The following is a 17,321-nucleotide window of genomic DNA, read 5'->3' on the forward strand; positions in this document are numbered from 1 at the left end:
TAGCCACGAATTCCATAATTTCAGGGCTGCAAACTCAGGACTTTGATTTTGCAGCCTTTTTTATCAATCCCTTCCGGTTTAGCCTAATCCCTTCATCTCAGCTCTGCCGCAAACATAGATAGAACAAGATAGTATTAACCGTAATTAATCCGTCACCCGTGAGCACCCCGTTTTGACCGGGATACCCGGAAGTCGCGCAGAAGGAAAATCCGATGACCCAACAGGGAACTCTGTCGCAGCAGGTAGAGGCTTATCACAACTGGAAAAAAGAGCTGATCCGCCAAATCGGCCGATACCGGCTGTGGCTTCAGGATAACAATCTGTTTTCCGACGATGTCAGCACCCGCATCCGCCACGGGCTCGAACTGCTGATTGAGGATGAGCTGACCATTGCGTTTGTCGGTGAATATTCCCGCGGGAAAACCGAGCTGATCAACGCCCTGTTTTTCTCCGAGTACGGCCAGCGCATGCTGCCCTCCCAGGCGGGACGCACTACCATGTGCCCCACCGAGTTGTTCTTCGATCGCAATGCCAACGAGAATTACCTGCTCCTGCTGCCCATTGAAACCCGAAATGGCGATCTCTCACTGCAGCAACTGCGCAAACAGCCGGAACGCTGGGTCAAACATGAGCTGGACGAGCGCGATCCTGAAATCATGCGGGAAGTTCTTGCCGAGGTTGCCCGCGTAAAGAGTGTGCCACCGGAGGAAGCCAGGGGCCTGGGATTCGATGAGGGCATGCTGGAGCATGACCGGAACAACCCTGGCCATGTTCTCGTGCCCGCCTGGCGCAATGCTCAGATCAGTATCCGCCACCCGCTGTTCGAGCGCGGCCTGCGAATCCTCGACACTCCGGGCCTGAACGCCCTGGGCTCAGAACCGGAACTGACCATTAGCATGCTGCCCCGCGCCCATGCCGTGATCTTCGTGCTCAGCGCCGACACCGGCGTGACCGCCAGCGACATGACTATCTGGAAAGAACACATCGATACCCAGCATGCGGACCATCGCGCCGGGCGCTTTGCCGTACTAAACAAGATCGATGTGCTCTGGGACGACCTGCAAGGCGAGCGCCATACCAACGAAGCCATAGAACGGGTGCGCGGTTACACCGCCGACCATCTGGGCATGCGCCAGCACGACGTCATCCCGGTTTCCGCCAAGCAAGGACTCGTCGCCAGGGTCAAGAAAGATAGCGACCTGTTTGACCGCTCCAATATCGGCCAGCTCGAGCAGCTGATTATCCAGCGCATCCTGATGCACAAGGAACAGCTGATTACCCAGAGCCTGATCAACGACCTTCTGGGCATGCTCCAGAACAGCCAGGCGGCGATGCAATATCGCCTGGAATCCCTGGAAGAAGAACTTCAGGCCTGCGCCGGCGTTACCATGGACAAGGCAGCCCTTGGCCGCCTGGCAGAGCGCGCCCAGAAAGACTACGACTTCTATTACAAGAAGCTGATCACTCTGCGTTCGAGCCGGCGCCTGATGGATTCCCAGGGCGACTTATTGAAAAAACTGGTAAGCGAGGACCGCTTCGAAGCCCACGCTGAACGTGTCCGTACCAGTATGTCGAAAAGCTGGACCACCGCCGGTATGAACCGCGCCATGGACCAGTTCTTCGAACTGCTTGAAAGCGATCTGACCAACCTGCTGAGCGAAGGGCACCTGGCAGAAAAAATGGTAGGCGCCATTTATCGCCGCTACAACGAAGACAACCGGGCCCGGCACCTCGAGCCCATTCCTCTCAGGGCAGGCCGCCACGTGATCGCCATCCGTGAGTTACGCAAGAAAGCCCGACGCTTCCGCATCAGCCCGAAGAACCTGCTGACCGAGCAATCGGTTCTGGTTCGCCGTTTTTTCAATGTCATGGTGGGCGAAAGCCGCACGCTGCACGCCCGTGTGCGTCATGACGTTGAACGCTGGCCGTCCGAAGCCCTGTTGCCGATCATGCAGTACTCCATGGAGCAGAAGCAGCTGCTGGAGCACCAGATCAGGCGCCTTCGCGATATGGTTCGCAATGACAAGGACAGCCGGACCGAACGCCAGCGCCTGACCAACTCCATTGCCGATCTTCGCAAACAGCTGGAACTGGCCGACGCCATGCAGCGCCAGATTCGTAAGCCGGCCCCTACCCTGATCCAACAAAAAGTGGTGAACATCTCCGGCGCTGTGTAAGCGCCATGAGAGCGACCATTCAGGCGGTTGCAGCCATCACGCCCCGGCTTTAAACTGCTGGGCTGGCGATGGCTTTGTCATTGCTTTTCCAGACACTTACGGATCGAACCAGGAACCACTCGCGCCGATGCCTGATACCCTGCCTGCGGATTCTGTCGGGATTGTCACCCCGCAGACCTATCATTTCGACGCTCCCATCGATCTGGCCTGCGGCCAGACCCTGGAAAACTATGACCTGGTGGTGGAAACCTACGGCACCCTGAATGCCGACGCCAGTAACGCCGTTCTTATCTGCCACGCCTTGAGCGGGCACCACCATGCCGCCGGGTATCATTCCGCCGAAGACCGAAAACCTGGTTGGTGGGACAGCTGCATCGGCCCCGGAAAACCCATCGATACCGAGCGTTTTTTTGTCGTCAGCCTGAACAATCTGGGTGGCTGCCACGGCAGTACCGGCCCGAACAGCATCAATCCCGAAACCGGAAAACCCTTCGGCCCGGAGTTTCCAGTGATCACCGTCGGGGACTGGGTCAAGAGTCAGGCGCTGCTGGCAGACCGGCTCGGCATCCAATGCTGGGCGGCCGTTGTTGGCGGCTCCCTCGGCGGCATGCAGGCCCTGCAGTGGAGCCTGGACTATCCCGACCGACTTCGGCACGCCGTGGTCATTGCCTCCACACCTCGCCTGACTGCCCAGAATATTGCCTTTAATGAGGTGGCCCGCCAGGCCATTACCTCCGATCGGGAGTTTCACGACGGTCGCTATTACGACTTTGATATCGTTCCCCGGCGCGGTCTTATGCTGGCGCGGATGGTCGGACACATTACGTACCTGTCCGATGCCTCCATGGGCGAAAAATTTGGCCGCGAACTTCGTGACCAGGCCTACAAGTTTGGTTATGGCGCGGAATTCCAGGTTGAGAGCTACCTGCGTTATCAGGGCGAGCGCTTCTCGGAATCTTTCGACGCCAATACCTATCTGCTGATGACCCGTGCCCTGGACTACTTTGATCCGGCCTACGAATTTGGCGGCGACCTTTCGAAGGCCCTTGCGGCAGCCAGCTGCGAATACCTGGTGTTGTCGTTCAGCACCGACTGGCGCTTCACTCCCGCCCGCTCGGAGGAAATGGTCAACGCCATGATTGCTGCGCGGCGGAAGGTCAGCTATGCCGAAGTGGATGCCCCCTGGGGGCACGACGCGTTTCTGATTCCGACTCCGAGATATACCGATATTTTTAACGCCTACATGGACCGTGTAGCACGGGAGGTCGGCGCATGAGACCAGATCTCGAAATCATCCAGCAGTGGGTTCAGCCCGGCCATCACGTTCTGGATCTGGGCTGCGGCGACGGCACTCTCCTCGACTTCCTCCAGCGGGAACGGGGCGCCAGTGGCTTTGGTCTGGAAATCAACCCGGACCACATCACCACCTGCATGGGCCGTGGGGTGGCGGTTATCGAACAGAACCTGGATACCCAGGGGCTGGGCAACTTCGATGATGGCAGTTTCGATATTGTTCTGATGACCCAGGCGCTCCAGGCGGTCCGGCGACCCGACAAGGTACTTGATGAGATGCTGCGGGTTGGCGATGAAGGCATCGTGACCTTCCCGAACTTTGCCCACTGGCGACTACGTTGGGGACTGACTTTGAGCGGACGTATGCCCGAATCCGAGGCACTGCCGTATAAATGGTATAACACGCCTAACATAAGGCTGTGCACCTTCAAGGACTTTGAGGCTCTGTGCCGTCAGAAAGGCATCAGAATCAAAAGCCGCCGGGTGGTCGACGGCCAGCACCAGAACAGCTGGCTGGCTCGCCTTTGGCCGAACTTGTTAGGTGAAATTGCCATTTACCGAATCACACGGGAGACCTAGCAATGATCGCAAAAACCTTTTCCAGAATCCGGAATCTTCTGGCTATCACACTGATCGGTCTGTTCAGCCTTCAGGCACAGGCCGGCTCCAAGAATTTTGGAGAATACCAGGTACTCTGGAGCGTTCTGCCCAGCACCTTCCTGGCCCCGGAAGTCGCCAAAGCCAACGATCTTCAACGAAGCAAGGGAATCGGCATCGTCAATATCTCCATCATGGAGGAAAACGAAGACGGCTCCATGTCTCCGGTCAGCGGCCAGGTTGAAGGCAAGGTCTCCAATGACATCCAGCAGGTGCGCTTTCTGGCCTTCCGCCGGATTCAGGAGGGCGACTCTGTGTACTTTATCGCCGAGTACCAGTATTCCTCCGGCGAGCTGATGACCTTCAATGTTACCGCACGTCCTACCGGACACCAGCAAGACCTGGCCGTACGGTTTGCTCATACACTGTTCAGCGATTAAACCTATATGACCGACAGACTTGTCATCGCCAGCAATAACAAGGGAAAAATCGCCGAATTAACCGAACTGCTCGCGCCTCTGGGCATGACACCGGTTGCCCAGGGAGACCTGGGCGTCGGTGAAGCGGAGGAGCCGGCGGTTACCTTTGTTGAGAACGCGATCCTCAAGGCCCGCCATGCCGCCCGGGAAACCGGGCTTCCGGCCCTGGCAGACGACAGCGGCCTGGCAGTGGATGCCCTGGGAGGCCGCCCTGGCGTCCGTTCCGCCCGCTTTGCCGGCGACGACGCAACGGATCAGGACAACGTGAACGCCCTACTTGAGGCCATGACCAATATCCCGGACGGGCAACGAGGCGCCCAGTTCCACTGCGTACTCGTCTTCCTGCGTCACGCCGACGACCCAACCCCAATCATTTGCCACGGCCGCTGGCCGGGCTCGATCCTCAGATCACCCCGGGGCGAGGGTGGATTTGGTTATGATCCGGTATTCCTGGCACCTGAGCATGACTGCAGCGCGGCTGAGCTGTCCCGCTCCGAGAAAGCCTGCATCAGCCACCGCGGACGGGCCCTGAAAATCCTGATGGAACAGCTGAAGGCCGAGGCCTGAGTCAGTTGATCGACGCTGAGTCCGGGAAAAATCACCAACCAGTGGCGGTTCAACCGCCGCTGAGCCTGTATATCCACGTGCCATGGTGCGTGCGAAAGTGCCCCTACTGTGACTTCAACTCCCACGCGTTTACCGGGACCATCCCCGAGTCCGCCTATTTGGAGGCCCTGCTCGAGGATCTCGACCAGGACCTGGCCCTTGCCAACGACCGACCTATAGAAACCGTGTTCATCGGTGGCGGCACCCCGTCCCTGATGAGCGGCGAATTCTACGATCGCCTGTTCCGGGAATTGCAGGCAAGGCTCACCTTTGCACCGGATGCCGAGATCACCCTGGAAGCCAACCCGGGAACACTTGAAGCCGGCCGTTTCGAAGCCTTCCGGAAGGCCGGCATCAACCGCCTGTCCATCGGAGTCCAGAGCTTTAACCCCGACCATCTGAAAGCCCTGGGCCGAATTCATGACTCCAATGCCGCCCATAGGGCCATCCAGACCGCTCGCCGTGCCGGCTTCGACAATTTCAACATCGACCTGATGCACGGCCTGCCGGGCCAGACCCCAGCGCAGGCTCTCGCGGATATCCAGGCTGCCCTGGACTACGAACCGCCCCACCTGTCCTGGTATCAGCTGACCCTGGAGCCCAATACCGAGTTTTACAGTCGCCCCCCAGACTTGCCAGACGACGATCATCTCTGGGACATCTATCGTCGGGGCTCAGACTTACTCCATCAACGGGGATACCAGGATTACGAAGTTTCCGCCTGGAGCCTCGACGGAAAGGCTTCCCGCCACAATCTGAACTACTGGACTTTCGGGGATTATCTGGCACTGGGGGCCGGTGCCCATGGCAAGCTCAGTCTGGCTGATGGCAGTATCCGGCGATATTGGAAGACCCGGCAGCCTGACGCCTACCTGAACCGGATCGGAAGCCGCACCGCCGGTACGGATGTGATAGCAAGCGAAGATCTTCCTCTGGAATTTATGATGAATGCCCTGAGGCTGAAAGAAGGAGTGGATGAAAGCCTTTTTTCTGAACGAACGGGTTTACCCCTGACAACAGTTGGGGTAAAACTTGAACTACTGCGAAATGAAAAGCTGTTGGTAAAAGATCGGCTCCAGGCAACCGACCTGGGCCAGAGATACCTGAACAGCCTGTTGGAGCGTTTTCTGTAATGGACCCTGCACACGGAGTGGCAGCCTTTCCTAAAAGCCTCAAAGCCAGCCTGGTGGTGGCTGCGGTGCTGCTTTTCGCCCTGCTTATGGTCAACCAGCCACTACAGACCGCTTCTGCACCCCAGGGTATCGTCAGCTATCAGTTGGCCGGCACCGCAGATCAGGCCCACGCCATTCTTCGCAGTTGGCGAAGCGAAGGTGTGGCCTGGGCAAGGGTGTCACTGTGGCTGGACTTCCTGTTCATCCCCGCCTACATGCTCGCGCTGATAAATCTGACGAGACATTTCACACGAGACCGGCCCGGCGTTCGGGAGCGGATGGTAGCAAGATGGATTCGTGCCTTGTTCGTCGCAGCCGGCTTCAGCGATGGCGCGGAGAACATGCTGCTGCTGAACAATTTCAATCCGCCTACCGATGAAGTAAGCCTATCCGCAACCCTGTGCGCGCTGATCAAGTTCACGGCACTTACGCTCGGCATTGCCGGGCTGGTGATTGTCCGGGCGTCGCGGCGCCATCCACTGGCACATCACTGACCCCTGCTCACCGGCTATCAGTTGGTCCGGTAAAACAAAAGGTCCCAGACGCCGTGTCCAAGGGTTTCGCCCCGCTTCTCAAACTTGGTAATGGGACGGTCGTCAGGGCGCGGTGAATAGCCACCGGTCTCCTGGGTGTTGGCAAAGCCCTCGGACTCGCTCATCACCTCGAGCATATGCTCGGCATAATTCTCCCAGTCGGTCGCCAGGTGCAGAATGCCGCCCACCCTCAACTTGTGACGAACCCGCTGGACGAACTCGTGCTGGATCAGTCGGCGTTTGTGATGCTTTTTCTTGTGCCAGGGATCCGGGAAAAACACCATTACCCGGTCCAGACAGGCATCCGGCAGGCAAAGGTCAATCACATCGTTGGCATCAATGCTGTAAATCCGGACGTTTTCCAGACCTCGATCTTCAATCTCCTTGAGTAGTGCACCAACGCCTGGTTGGTGAACCTCAACTCCAATAAAGTCCTGCTCGGGAGCCGCTTCCGCCATCTCGGCCAGGGATCGGCCCATACCAAAACCGATTTCCAGGTTAAGCATGTTATCCCGGCCAAAGACCTCACGTAGATCAATCATTCCGTCCTCACGGGTCAGGCCGTACTTCGGCCAGCTCCGCTCGAACGCCTTTTTCTGGCCTTCTGTCATCCGGCCCTGGCGTAGAACAAAGCTTCGCACACCACGGCGGGTCGTCACGGGCGTATCTTTGGGATCTTGCGGTTCTTTATGGTCTGTCATTTGCAATCCTTAACCGCAGGCAGCGGGTCATGTTTAACGGGATTTGCCAACAGTTTACCAGAGTGTCCTTGCTCAGGCGGAGACCACCGAGTTGCGACCCTGCTGTCGGTCCAGTTGCCGGTAGCCCAGCGCTTCAACCAGATGGCTCTGCCGCAATTCTCCACAGCCTTCCAGATCCGCCAGCGTCCGGGCCACCCGAAGAATGCGATGCAACGCCCGAGCTGAAAGCCCCAACTTCTCCATGGCACCGGTAAGCAGTTGCTGACCCTGTTGGTCCAGTCGGCATGCAGCCTGTAATTCCCGCCCGGACAGCGCGGCATTCAGGCAACCCCGCTCTGACTGACGGGCTCTGGCAGCCCGAACACGCTCCCGGACTGTGGCGCTGTCCTCGCCATCCCCACCCTGGCGCATCAGCACGTCACCGCCCTGCACCGGCACCTCAACGTGCAGGTCAAACCGATCGAGCAAAGGTCCGGAGATCTTCGACCGGTACCGGGCAACCTGTTGCGGCGTACACTGACACTCGATGGTGGGATGACCGCTGTAACCGCAGGGGCAAGGGTTCATCGCGCCAACAACCTGAAAGCGCGCCGGAAAATTGACCTGACGCGCCGCCCGGCTGATCGAGATCTTTCCGGTTTCCATCGGCTCCCGGAGCACTTCAAGCACCCGTCGTTCGAACTCTGGCAACTCGTCGAGAAACAGTACGCCCCGGTGCGCCAGGGAGATCTCCCCCGGCCTCGGGCTGCTGCCACCTCCGACCAGCGCAACCGCTGAGGCGGTATGATGGGGCGCCCGGAAAGGCGGCTGACGCCAGCCCCCGGCCTGAACCGGGAGCCCGGCCACTGAATGCACGCTGGCCACTTCCATGGCCGCAGTATCATCCAGCCCCGGCAGGATTCCGGGCAAGCGACTAGCAAGCATGCTCTTGCCGGTTCCCGGGGGACCGAAGAACAGAAGATTGTGCCCACCCGCTGCCGCCACTTCCAACGTGCGGCGCGGAACCTGCTGGCCGCGGACATCCGACAGATCGGGCACCTCACGGTTGCCCTCCGGCGCTTCGTCCAGGGGAGACCTGGGCACCGGCACCAGACGGGCACGGCCACTCAGATGCTCGCACACGGCCAGCAGGTGGCCGGCAGCCAGAAGATCACCCCGGCTTGCCAGCGCCGCTTCCTCGGAGTTGGCGTGCGGAACCAGCAAGGCCCGACCATCCTCCCGTGCGGCTAATACAGCCGGCAGAACACCTTTCAGGGGGCGCAGTGCACCATCAAGGGACAATTCACCGAGGAATTCGCAATCGGAAAGGCTGTCGACCGGGATCTGGCCAGACGCCGCCAGAATGCCCAGAGCGATGGGCAGATCGAACCGGCCACCCTCTTTTGGCAGATCAGCGGGAGCAAGATTGATGGTAATTCTTCGGGCGGGAAACTCGAAACCGGCGTTGAGAAGCGCGCTTCGGACGCGTTCTTTGCTCTCCCTTACACCGGTTTCCGGCAAGCCCACGATCGAGAGCGCGGGCAAGCCGCCGGAGAGATGGACTTCAACGGTAACGGCAGGCGCTGACACGCCAATGGCGGCGCGGGAATGAACAATAGCAAGCATGACAACCATCCATGGTAATAACCGGATATGTTTGCCCGGCATCCTGCCAGGCGTGTCCGGGATTTATTGTTTCTGCAGGGAATTTTCCAGTTCGGCCACCCGCTTCTCGAGCGCATCCACCTTTTCACGGGTCTTCAGCAGGACCGCCTGCTGGGCGTCAAACTCCTCCCGGGTCACCAACTCCAGGCGAGACAGAACGGCCATCACGGTGGCCCGGGCCTGGGTTTCAAAATCTTCCCGTGCAGCGCGGGCCATGTCGGGAACAAACTGGCCAAACTGGCCCTGCAGCTGAGAAAAAATATCCTGTGGACCTTTCACACGTCACCTCACAAATTCCTGAAATATCCGGCTTCGACTAAAAGACAGGGCCGGTTGCCGGTTAGCGGGAGTGTATCACACCGCAGCCCCTGCCATACTGTAGGTGGTCGACCCTATAATAAGTGGCGAAGGGCCAGGGAGCCCGCTCCAAATTGGCTCACTGGCCGGCTACCCGCTCTATTTTGGTGCACAAGTTTGCGCCATTCTGGTACGCGGATATCGTAGTCTATTGTTTTTTAAACATTTTTTTGCGTTGGCATACACGATGCTAAAGCTCTCGTACGCAATCCGCACAATTGGTGTGCGAGGTGGCAGCATCCCGAGCTCAACAACCGGCCGACGGGCCCTCACTGTTGAGACGGCTTTACCAAGGAGAAAGCAATGAAACTTGTGACAGCGATCATCAAGCCTTTCAAATTGGATGATGTCCGTGAGGCACTATCCGAGATTGGCGTACAAGGCGTAACCGTCACTGAAGTCAAAGGCTTCGGTCGGCAAAAAGGCCACACAGAACTCTACCGTGGCGCGGAATACGTGGTGGATTTCCTGCCCAAGGTGAAGGTGGAAGTTGCTATCGGCGACAACCTTCTGGACCAGGTTATCGAATCCATCACCAAGGCGGCTAACACCGGCAAAATCGGTGACGGCAAGATCTTCGTGACTGAACTGGCTCAAGCCATCCGGATCCGGACTGGCGAAACCGGCGAAGAAGCGGTCTGAACCAGCTCTGATTTTTCGAACAGCCAACGCAAAAAAATTTATAACCTGAAAAGCCTCGTGCGGAGGGCTTCATATGGAAAGCAATCTTAATCACATTTTTGAACTCCAGTATGCGCTGGATACCTTTTACTTCCTGATTTGCGGTGCTCTGGTCATGTGGATGGCCGCTGGCTTTGCCATGCTGGAAGCCGGCCTGGTGCGTGCCAAGAACACCACCGAAATCCTGACCAAGAACGTGGCCCTGTTTGCGGTCGCCTGTACCATGTACCTGATTGTCGGCTACGACATCATGTACGACGGCGGTATCTTCCTGAGCGGTGTAACAACTGTTGCCGAGATGGACGACGCAGCGATTGCAGGCGTAATTGCAGCCTCCACTGAAGCCGGCTTCGGCGACATGGGCGAATACAGCGGCGCTTCTGACTTCTTCTTCCAGGTTGTCTTCGTTGCAACCGCCATGTCCATCGTTTCCGGTGCTGTGGCTGAGCGTATGAAGCTCTGGGCCTTCCTGGCTTTCGCTATCGTTATGTGTGGCTTCATCTACCCGATGCAGGGTTCCTGGACCTGGAACGGCGACGCGGTATTCGGCATGTACGAGCTGAGCTACAGCGACTACGCCGGTTCCGGTATCGTTCACATGGCAGGCGCAGCAGCGGCGCTGGCAGGCGTTCTTCTCCTCGGTGCCCGTAAAGGCAAGTACGGCTCCAAAGGCGAAATCCGTGCCTTCCCGGGCGCTAACCTGCCCCTGGCAACGCTTGGTACCTTCATCCTCTGGATGGGCTGGTTCGGCTTTAACGGCGGCTCTACCCTGAAACTGGGCGGCATTGGTGTCGCTAACGAAGTTGCCAACGTCTTCCTGAACACCAACGCAGCCGCAGCTGGCGGCCTGATCGCTGCCCTGATCGTGGCACGCCTGATGTTCGGCAAAGCGGACCTGACCATGGCCCTGAACGGTGCTCTGGCTGGCCTGGTTGCCATCACTGCAGAGCCGGCGGATCCTTCTCCCCTGCTGGCCACCATCATCGGCGCCATTGGCGGCACCCTGGTTGTCTTCTCCATCGTCACCATGGACAAGCTGCGCATTGACGACCCGGTCGGTGCCATCTCCGTACACGGTGTGGTTGGTATCTGGGGTATCTTCGCAGTTCTCCTGTCCGACGCAGACGCGACCTTCATGGGTCAGTTGGTCGGCATGCTCACCATCTTCATCTGGGTGTTCGTCACCAGCCTGATCGTCTGGGGCATCCTGAAAGCCGTCATGGGCATTCGGGTGTCTGAAGAGGAAGAGTACGAAGGTGTGGATCTGTCCGAGTGTGGTATGGAAGCCTATCCGGAGTTTGTCAGCCAGAAGTAATGATCGCCGGCTGGCATGATCAAAAAGGGCGCCCCTCGGGGCGCCCTTTTTTTATGGCATGATCGTGAACTGAGCAAAGGCCTCAGCCTTCCCCAGGGAGCACTTGATCTTCCAGCGCATCCAACATGAACTGCGGCATCGCCAAGGCACCACGATGCACTCCGGCATTGTAGTAGCGGGTTACGAAGGGGCGATTGTTGGCATCTTCCTCGCGGAAGTATTTCACCGGGTTTTCCTTGCTGGCCATGGTGCAGCTCCACCAGCCCGTAGGATAGACAGGTTGCGGAAAAGGCAACGTCTGTACGTGCTCGAATCCCGCCTTGCGCATGTCCTCGTGAATACCCTTGATGATGCTGTGGGTATGCAGCAGCGGCGATTCACTCTGCTGGACAATAATGCCACCCTCACGCAGGGCCAGCATGGCATCCCGATAGAAATCCAGGGCAAACAAGCCTTCGGCCGGACCGACCGGGTCCGTGCTGTCGATGATGATAAGGTCGACACTGTTCGGCTCAATGTCCCGCATCCATTGAATGCCATCCCCAAAGAAGAAGTTGGCGCGCGGGTCACTGTTCGCTTCGCACAGTTCCGGGAAATACTTCTCCGACATGCGGGTTACCCGCTCGTCAATTTCCACCTGCCAGGCTTCCTCAACGCCCGGGTGTTTAAGCACCTCTTTCAATGTGCCGCAGTCACCGCCGCCAACAATTACCACCTTTTTGGGGTCCCTGTGAGTAAACAGGGCGGGGTGGGTCATCATCTCGTGATACAGGAAGTTATCGCGGGTGGTCAGCATGACGCAGCCATCCAGGACCATCAGGTTGCCGAAGGTCTCGGTCTCGTAGATTTCCAGTTTCTGGAACGGTGTCTGCTCCTCATGTAGCTTCTGCTTCACCTGCAGGGAGAACGCCGTCCCCTGGTTCTGGAATACCTCGGTAAACCAGCCGTCATTGAGTGCTGTCATTTTTTGCCTCCCGCTGTGGGCCATGGGCTGAATTAAAAGGGCGTATTGTAGGGGTGCCCAATCGTGAGCTAAAGCGATAATCACGGTGAACGGCCACCTATTTTCCGCACCCGATGCTTTTAGCCCGGGATGGGAATCCATACAATGGCGGCCAGTGTTTCCTGACAGGATAGCAAGCATGAGCGAAGCCAGCGCCACCCCGGCCCACAAGGTATACAACATTGCCCACTGGAGCGATGGCTACATCGGTGTCAATGAACAGGGCGAGGTACTGATCCGTCCGGATCGCGGCCACAGTCCGGCGCGAATCAACCTGCCGGAACTGACCCGAACGCTGACCGAATCCGGTGTTCAACTACCAGTACTGGTGCGCTTCGTTGACATCCTGCACGACCGTGTCAACAAACTGTGCAATGCCTTCAACAAGGTCGCTGAAGAACACGCTTACCAGGGCCGTTACACAGCGGTCTACCCGATCAAGGTCAATCAGCAGCGTCGGGTCGTCGAGGAACTTCTGGCCGCCGAGCCGGCCGCCTCAAAAGGGCAGATCGGCCTTGAGGCCGGCAGCAAGCCTGAGCTGATGGCGGTGCTGGCACTGTCCCAGCAACCGGGATCGGTGATTGTCTGCAACGGCTACAAGGACCGGGAATATATCCGCCTGGCTCTGATTGGCCAGACCCTGGGCCACCGGGTATTCATTGTGGTTGAGAAAAAGTCGGAACTGCCACTTATCCTGGAGGAGGCGAAAAATCTGGGGGTATCGCCACTCATCGGGGTGCGGGCGCGCCTGGCGACCATCGGCAAGGGCAATTGGCAGAACACCGGCGGTGAAAAATCCAAGTTTGGCCTGTCCGCCAGCCAGGTCCTGGATGTTGTGAACACCCTGCGCGAGGCGGGCGCCCTGAATACCCTGCAACTGCTGCATTTCCACCTTGGCTCCCAGATCGCCAATATCCGTGACATCCAGACCGGTCTCCGTGAATGCGCCCGTTTCTACAGCGAGCTGCGCCAGATGGGCGCGCCGATCGGAACGGTGGATATCGGCGGGGGTCTCGGCGTGGACTACGAGGGCACTCGCTCCCGCAGCAGCTGCTCCATGAACTACAGCGTTTACGAATACGCCTACAACGTGGTGCATGTTCTGCAGGCGGAGTGTGATCGCCACGGCATTCCCCACCCGGACCTGATCAGCGAATCCGGCCGGGCACTGACCGCGCACCATTCGGTGCTGGTGACCAACGTGATTGATCGCGAGGCCCCGGAAAACCGGACGCCGGAGCGGCCGGCCGATACCGCATCGGCCCCGCTGCACGATCTCTGGCGCGATCTGGAGAGCCTGCAGGACGCCAACACGCCACGCTCGCTGGCCGAGATCTATCATGACGTGCTCCACGCCATGGCCGATGTCCATGCCCAGTTTGCTCACGGCGTGCTGTCCCTGCAGGAACGGGCGGATGCGGAAACCCTTTACACTCGCTCATGTCGACTGCTTCGCGATCAGCTGGACAGCAGCAACCGGGCCCACCGGGAAATCATTGACGAGCTCAATGAGAAACTGGCCGAAAAGCTTTTCGTGAATTTCTCGCTGTTTCAGTCGTTACCGGATGTCTGGGGTATCGACCAGATCTTCCCGGTCATGCCGGTGAATGGCCTCAACCGCCCTCTTAACCGGCGCGCAGTGATCCAGGACATCACCTGCGATTCTGATGGGCGTATCGACCGTTACGTCGACGGCCAGGGCACCGAAACCACCCTACCTCTGCCTGAAGAGAAGGCGGGCGAACCGCTGCTGATGGGCTTTTTCATGACCGGAGCCTATCAGGAGATTCTGGGAGACATGCACAACCTGTTCGGCGACACCCATTCCGTGGATGTCCGCCTGACGGCAGAAGGTGGCTATGAGATCAGCGACCCCGTTACCGGCGATACCGTGGCCAAAGTGTTGCGCTATGTGAACTTTGAACCAGATGCCTTGATGGATGCCTATCGAGGCAAGTTCGCCGCCTCTGCCCTGGCAACAGACACCCAGGCAGTGCTTTTGGCGGAGCTGGCCGCCGGCCTCGATGGCTACACCTACCTGGAAGAATAGCCAGGCTCAGGGTTTCCGATGTCCCCGGCGCCAGGCGCTGGGGGCAATGCCTTCCCATTTTCGGAAGGCCCGGCCAAAGTTGGAAGGGTCACTGTAGCCGAGAGCATCAGCAATTTCGTCGATGGTCAGCTCGTTGCGCCGCAGTAGCTCCAGGGCACGGCGGTGGCGGAGGGAATCCTGCAGTTGCTGGAACCGTAATCCTTCGGCCGCCAGCTGTCGGCGTAACGTCCTTGTGGACATTTGCAGGTGCTCGGCCACCTCTTCCAGAGCTGGTAAGCGCTGGCTTCGCCCGGTCTCAAGCAAGCGTATCACCCGATCCGAGACCGACGTCGCGCCCTCGATAAACCGCATTTCCTCTTCGCACTGGGCCTCGGCGATCCGACGGGTTACCGGATTTGACAGGGACATGGGCGCATCGAGAAAAGCCCGTTTGAACCGCAGTTGGTTCACCCCGCCGCCAAACGAGAGCTGGCTGCCGAACAGTTGGCGATAAGCCGATGCATCTTGTGGCTCCGGAAAATCCAGAAGGCAGCGGCCGCCGTCCAGAAGCCGGCGACCGAACAGCAGAAGATTCACATCCATTAACGATGCCATCACGACATCAACGTTGAACCGGTAAAGATCCTCAAAGCTGTGGGAGAGATCCAGTTGGATCACTGCCTCACGGTCATCCACGAAAAAAGACAGGCTCATGTAAACAAAGCGGATCTGGAAATACTTGATCAGCACCGTTAACGCCTGCTCAAGCGTGTCGCAACTGATGGCTGCCTGGGCCAGAGAACCATGAGTGGTAAATTTCAGTCGTTTTCCGTACTCAAGCCCGAGGGCCGGATCACCGCTTTGCACCACACATTCGTGACACAGGGCGCTGAACTGATCAACCGTGATGAAATTGTCCGGATGACCAAGCATGGAAGGCCGGATTCCCGAGGCCGACAATAATCGTGACCGTTGCAGGCCACGATCCTCCGCCAACTGGCAGAGAATATCCGCATAGTGCGCCCGGATAACGGGCAGGTTTCCGGTAATGCCGGGTGCATTCATGAGGATGGTGGTCTTCCGGTATCGGTGTATTGCTCAGACTAGACCGCTCTTCAGGTTCCGGCAATATCCGGCGAGACGGCCGGCAACCGTCGCTGGCGCCAGATTTCTGCACTTTTTTCGGAACTGGCTGATCCACGGGATAAACCGATCCGTAAATGTTGAGACTGACAAACCCGGGACGAGTGCATAGAATGATGACCAGAACAAGCTCAAATCATGCGACTGTCAAGGAGCGTCCGGTGACCACACTGGATAAGAAGCCAGCCAGTTCCGAGGGCCGCAAAGACCCGTGGAGCCAGATGCTGCAGAAAGTGGGCAAGAATCAGGATCGCGAAGCGTACCACGCGCTGTTCGAGCATTTTGGCCCGCAAATCAAGTATTACGCCATGGCCAACGGCTTGGCGAGCCACGCGGAAGAGCTTGTGCAGGAAGTATTTGTATCCATCTGGAGGCGATCCTGCCTTTACGACTGGCGCAAAGCAGCAGCGTCGACCTGGATATTCACCATCGCCCGTAATCAGCGGATTGATATGCTGCGAAAGATGCAGCGTACCAGCGCTGAAATGCCGGTTGAGACAGAGGATCTCTGGCAGATCCCGGGTGAAAACGAGAACGAGCCGGTTACATCGCTGCATCGTCTCATGTCGGAGCGGCGGATCAGGGAGTCCCTGAGCCACTTGCCCGAAGAACAGATCACAGTTATTGCCAAGGTTTACATGGAAAACAAGTCGCATCAGATGGTCGCGGACGAGTTGGACATCCCGCTTGGCACGGTTAAAAGTCGGGTTCGCCTGGCATTGAACAAACTGAAAGTGATTTTGCAGGATCAGAACGTATGACACGGCACCATCCCGACAGCCTGAGCCTGATGGAGTACAGCGCAGGTAACCTGAGCGAACCCCATGCTCTGTGCATCAAGCTACACTTGGACAAGTGTTCCCACTGCCGTAGCCGTGTGGACACACTGGACAGCCTGGGTGCTGTGATGATGGAGCAGCAACCAAAGGTATCTGTCTCAGAAAGTATGTTCGACAGCATTCTGTCTAAGATCGACAGTGAGCCCTCAGGGGAGCCTGCAGTTCCGGCGATCCCAAGGGTGAGTGCGCTGCAAAAATTGCTTGGCGAAGACCTGAACAGCCTGCCGTGGAAGCGTCAGCTGGGGGATGTGAGCGTACTGGACATTACCGACCGGTTCCCCGGACAGAAAGAGCAGGTCGTCCTGCAGAAGCTGGCTGCAGGCGGAAAGGCGCCGGCCCATACCCACCGGGGCGAGGAAACGACCATCGTGCTGCAGGGCGCGTTTGCCGACCAGAAAGGGGTTTTCAATCAGTGGGATTTTGTTGTGCTGACCGACGAGGATGAGCACAAGCCAGTGGCTGTCGGCTGTGAAGACTGCATCACGCTGTCTGTACTCAGCGCGCCGGTCAAGCTGACAGGTACGTTTACCAGGATGCTGAATCCGTTTATCCGGTAAAGCCAGACCTTGGTTCGAGCCGGAAGAAGAAAAAAGGGGCGATCAGTGATCGCCCTTTTTTTTGATTATGACCCGTCCTGAATAAGGTTTACACCTTCCTGCTTGAGATTACGGAGGGTGTGATGAATACGAAGAGGCGGAGGAGTCAGAGGGATTATTCCCTGGCCTTTAAATTGGCGGTGGTGGACCAGGTTG

The 17,321-nt window shown here is 58.1% G+C and carries 17 protein-coding genes; 12 read left to right on the plus strand and 5 right to left on the minus strand.

What is annotated here, in order from left to right:
- Window positions 1-212: 212 nt before the first annotated feature.
- The 7 genes from FMN52_RS04625 (at window position 213) to FMN52_RS04655 (ending at window position 6,818) form a co-directional block, all read left to right on the plus strand.
- Window positions 213-2,177, plus strand: a complete 1,965-nt coding sequence (locus FMN52_RS04625) for a dynamin family protein (RefSeq protein WP_148607530.1) — start codon at window positions 213-215, stop codon at window positions 2,175-2,177.
- A 127-nt stretch (window positions 2,178-2,304) separates the two neighbouring features.
- Window positions 2,305-3,453, plus strand: a complete 1,149-nt coding sequence (locus FMN52_RS04630; protein WP_148607531.1) for a homoserine O-acetyltransferase — start codon at window positions 2,305-2,307, stop codon at window positions 3,451-3,453.
- Window positions 3,450-4,049 carry a methionine biosynthesis protein MetW gene (gene metW / locus FMN52_RS04635; protein WP_148607532.1) on the plus strand — a complete coding sequence of 200 codons (600 nt, stop codon included), beginning with the start codon at window positions 3,450-3,452 and terminating at the stop codon, window positions 4,047-4,049. The genes FMN52_RS04630 and metW overlap by 4 nt, the downstream gene beginning before the upstream one ends.
- 2 nt (window positions 4,050-4,051) lie before the next feature.
- Window positions 4,052-4,507, plus strand: coding sequence for a DUF4426 domain-containing protein (locus tag FMN52_RS04640; protein WP_148607533.1), 456 nt, complete (start codon window positions 4,052-4,054; stop codon window positions 4,505-4,507).
- Window positions 4,508-4,513: 6 nt separating this feature from the next.
- Entirely contained in the window at window positions 4,514-5,113 is a 600-nt protein-coding gene (rdgB, locus tag FMN52_RS04645) for an RdgB/HAM1 family non-canonical purine NTP pyrophosphatase (RefSeq protein WP_148607534.1), read from the plus strand.
- Between the two features lie 41 nt (window positions 5,114-5,154).
- Window positions 5,155-6,285 carry a radical SAM family heme chaperone HemW gene (gene hemW / locus FMN52_RS04650; protein ID WP_148607535.1) on the plus strand — a complete coding sequence of 377 codons (1,131 nt, stop codon included), beginning with the start codon at window positions 5,155-5,157 and terminating at the stop codon, window positions 6,283-6,285.
- A complete protein-coding gene (locus FMN52_RS04655; protein ID WP_148607536.1) occupies window positions 6,285-6,818 on the plus strand; it encodes a hypothetical protein in 534 nt (177 codons plus the stop codon). Before hemW ends, FMN52_RS04655 begins: the two co-directional genes overlap by 1 nt.
- 17 nt (window positions 6,819-6,835) lie before the next feature.
- On the opposite strand, the gene trmB is transcribed toward FMN52_RS04655, so the two are convergent.
- The 3 genes from trmB to FMN52_RS04670 all read right to left on the minus strand — a co-directional run bounded on the left by trmB (window position 6,836) and on the right by FMN52_RS04670 (window position 9,481).
- Complete coding sequence (gene trmB / locus FMN52_RS04660; protein WP_148607537.1) at window positions 6,836-7,558, minus strand: tRNA (guanosine(46)-N7)-methyltransferase TrmB; 723 nt, start codon at window positions 7,556-7,558, stop codon at window positions 6,836-6,838.
- A 72-nt stretch (window positions 7,559-7,630) separates the two neighbouring features.
- Window positions 7,631-9,163 (minus strand): YifB family Mg chelatase-like AAA ATPase, encoded by a 1,533-nt coding sequence (locus FMN52_RS04665; RefSeq protein WP_148607538.1) that lies wholly within the window; start codon window positions 9,161-9,163, stop codon window positions 7,631-7,633.
- Window positions 9,164-9,226: 63 nt separating this feature from the next.
- Window positions 9,227-9,481 (minus strand): accessory factor UbiK family protein, encoded by a 255-nt coding sequence (locus tag FMN52_RS04670; protein ID WP_014575880.1) that lies wholly within the window; start codon window positions 9,479-9,481, stop codon window positions 9,227-9,229.
- Window positions 9,482-9,862: 381 nt separating this feature from the next.
- Between FMN52_RS04670 and glnK the strand changes: the two genes are divergently transcribed.
- Both glnK and FMN52_RS04680 read left to right on the plus strand, forming a co-directional pair.
- Complete coding sequence (gene glnK, locus FMN52_RS04675) at window positions 9,863-10,201, plus strand: P-II family nitrogen regulator (RefSeq protein ID WP_008173268.1); 339 nt, start codon at window positions 9,863-9,865, stop codon at window positions 10,199-10,201.
- A 73-nt stretch (window positions 10,202-10,274) separates the two neighbouring features.
- On the plus strand, window positions 10,275-11,555 hold the full coding sequence (locus FMN52_RS04680) for an ammonium transporter (protein ID WP_148607539.1): 1,281 nt from the start codon (window positions 10,275-10,277) through the stop codon (window positions 11,553-11,555).
- A gap of 82 nt (window positions 11,556-11,637) precedes the next feature.
- On the opposite strand, the gene speE is transcribed toward FMN52_RS04680, so the two are convergent.
- The gene (gene speE, locus FMN52_RS04685) at window positions 11,638-12,519 is read right to left on the minus strand and encodes a polyamine aminopropyltransferase (RefSeq protein WP_148607540.1); all 882 of its coding nucleotides are present in this window, start codon (window positions 12,517-12,519) and stop codon (window positions 11,638-11,640) included.
- Window positions 12,520-12,697: 178 nt separating this feature from the next.
- Between speE and speA the strand changes: the two genes are divergently transcribed.
- Entirely contained in the window at window positions 12,698-14,608 is a 1,911-nt protein-coding gene (gene speA / locus FMN52_RS04690; protein WP_148607541.1) for a biosynthetic arginine decarboxylase, read from the plus strand.
- A gap of 6 nt (window positions 14,609-14,614) precedes the next feature.
- On the opposite strand, the gene FMN52_RS04695 is transcribed toward speA, so the two are convergent.
- Entirely contained in the window at window positions 14,615-15,652 is a 1,038-nt protein-coding gene (locus FMN52_RS04695) for an AraC family transcriptional regulator (protein ID WP_148607542.1), read from the minus strand.
- Between the two features lie 239 nt (window positions 15,653-15,891).
- Here FMN52_RS04695 and FMN52_RS04700 point away from each other — a divergent pair, with 239 nt between their 5' ends.
- Both FMN52_RS04700 and FMN52_RS04705 read left to right on the plus strand, forming a co-directional pair.
- Window positions 15,892-16,491 (plus strand): sigma-70 family RNA polymerase sigma factor, encoded by a 600-nt coding sequence (locus tag FMN52_RS04700; protein ID WP_148607543.1) that lies wholly within the window; start codon window positions 15,892-15,894, stop codon window positions 16,489-16,491.
- A complete protein-coding gene (locus FMN52_RS04705) occupies window positions 16,488-17,126 on the plus strand; it encodes a ChrR family anti-sigma-E factor (protein WP_148607544.1) in 639 nt (212 codons plus the stop codon). Before FMN52_RS04700 ends, FMN52_RS04705 begins: the two co-directional genes overlap by 4 nt.
- Window positions 17,127-17,321 lie beyond the last annotated feature (195 nt).

Source organism: Marinobacter sp. BW6 (assembly GCF_008107725.1).
Lineage (GTDB): Bacteria > Pseudomonadota > Gammaproteobacteria > Pseudomonadales > Oleiphilaceae > Marinobacter.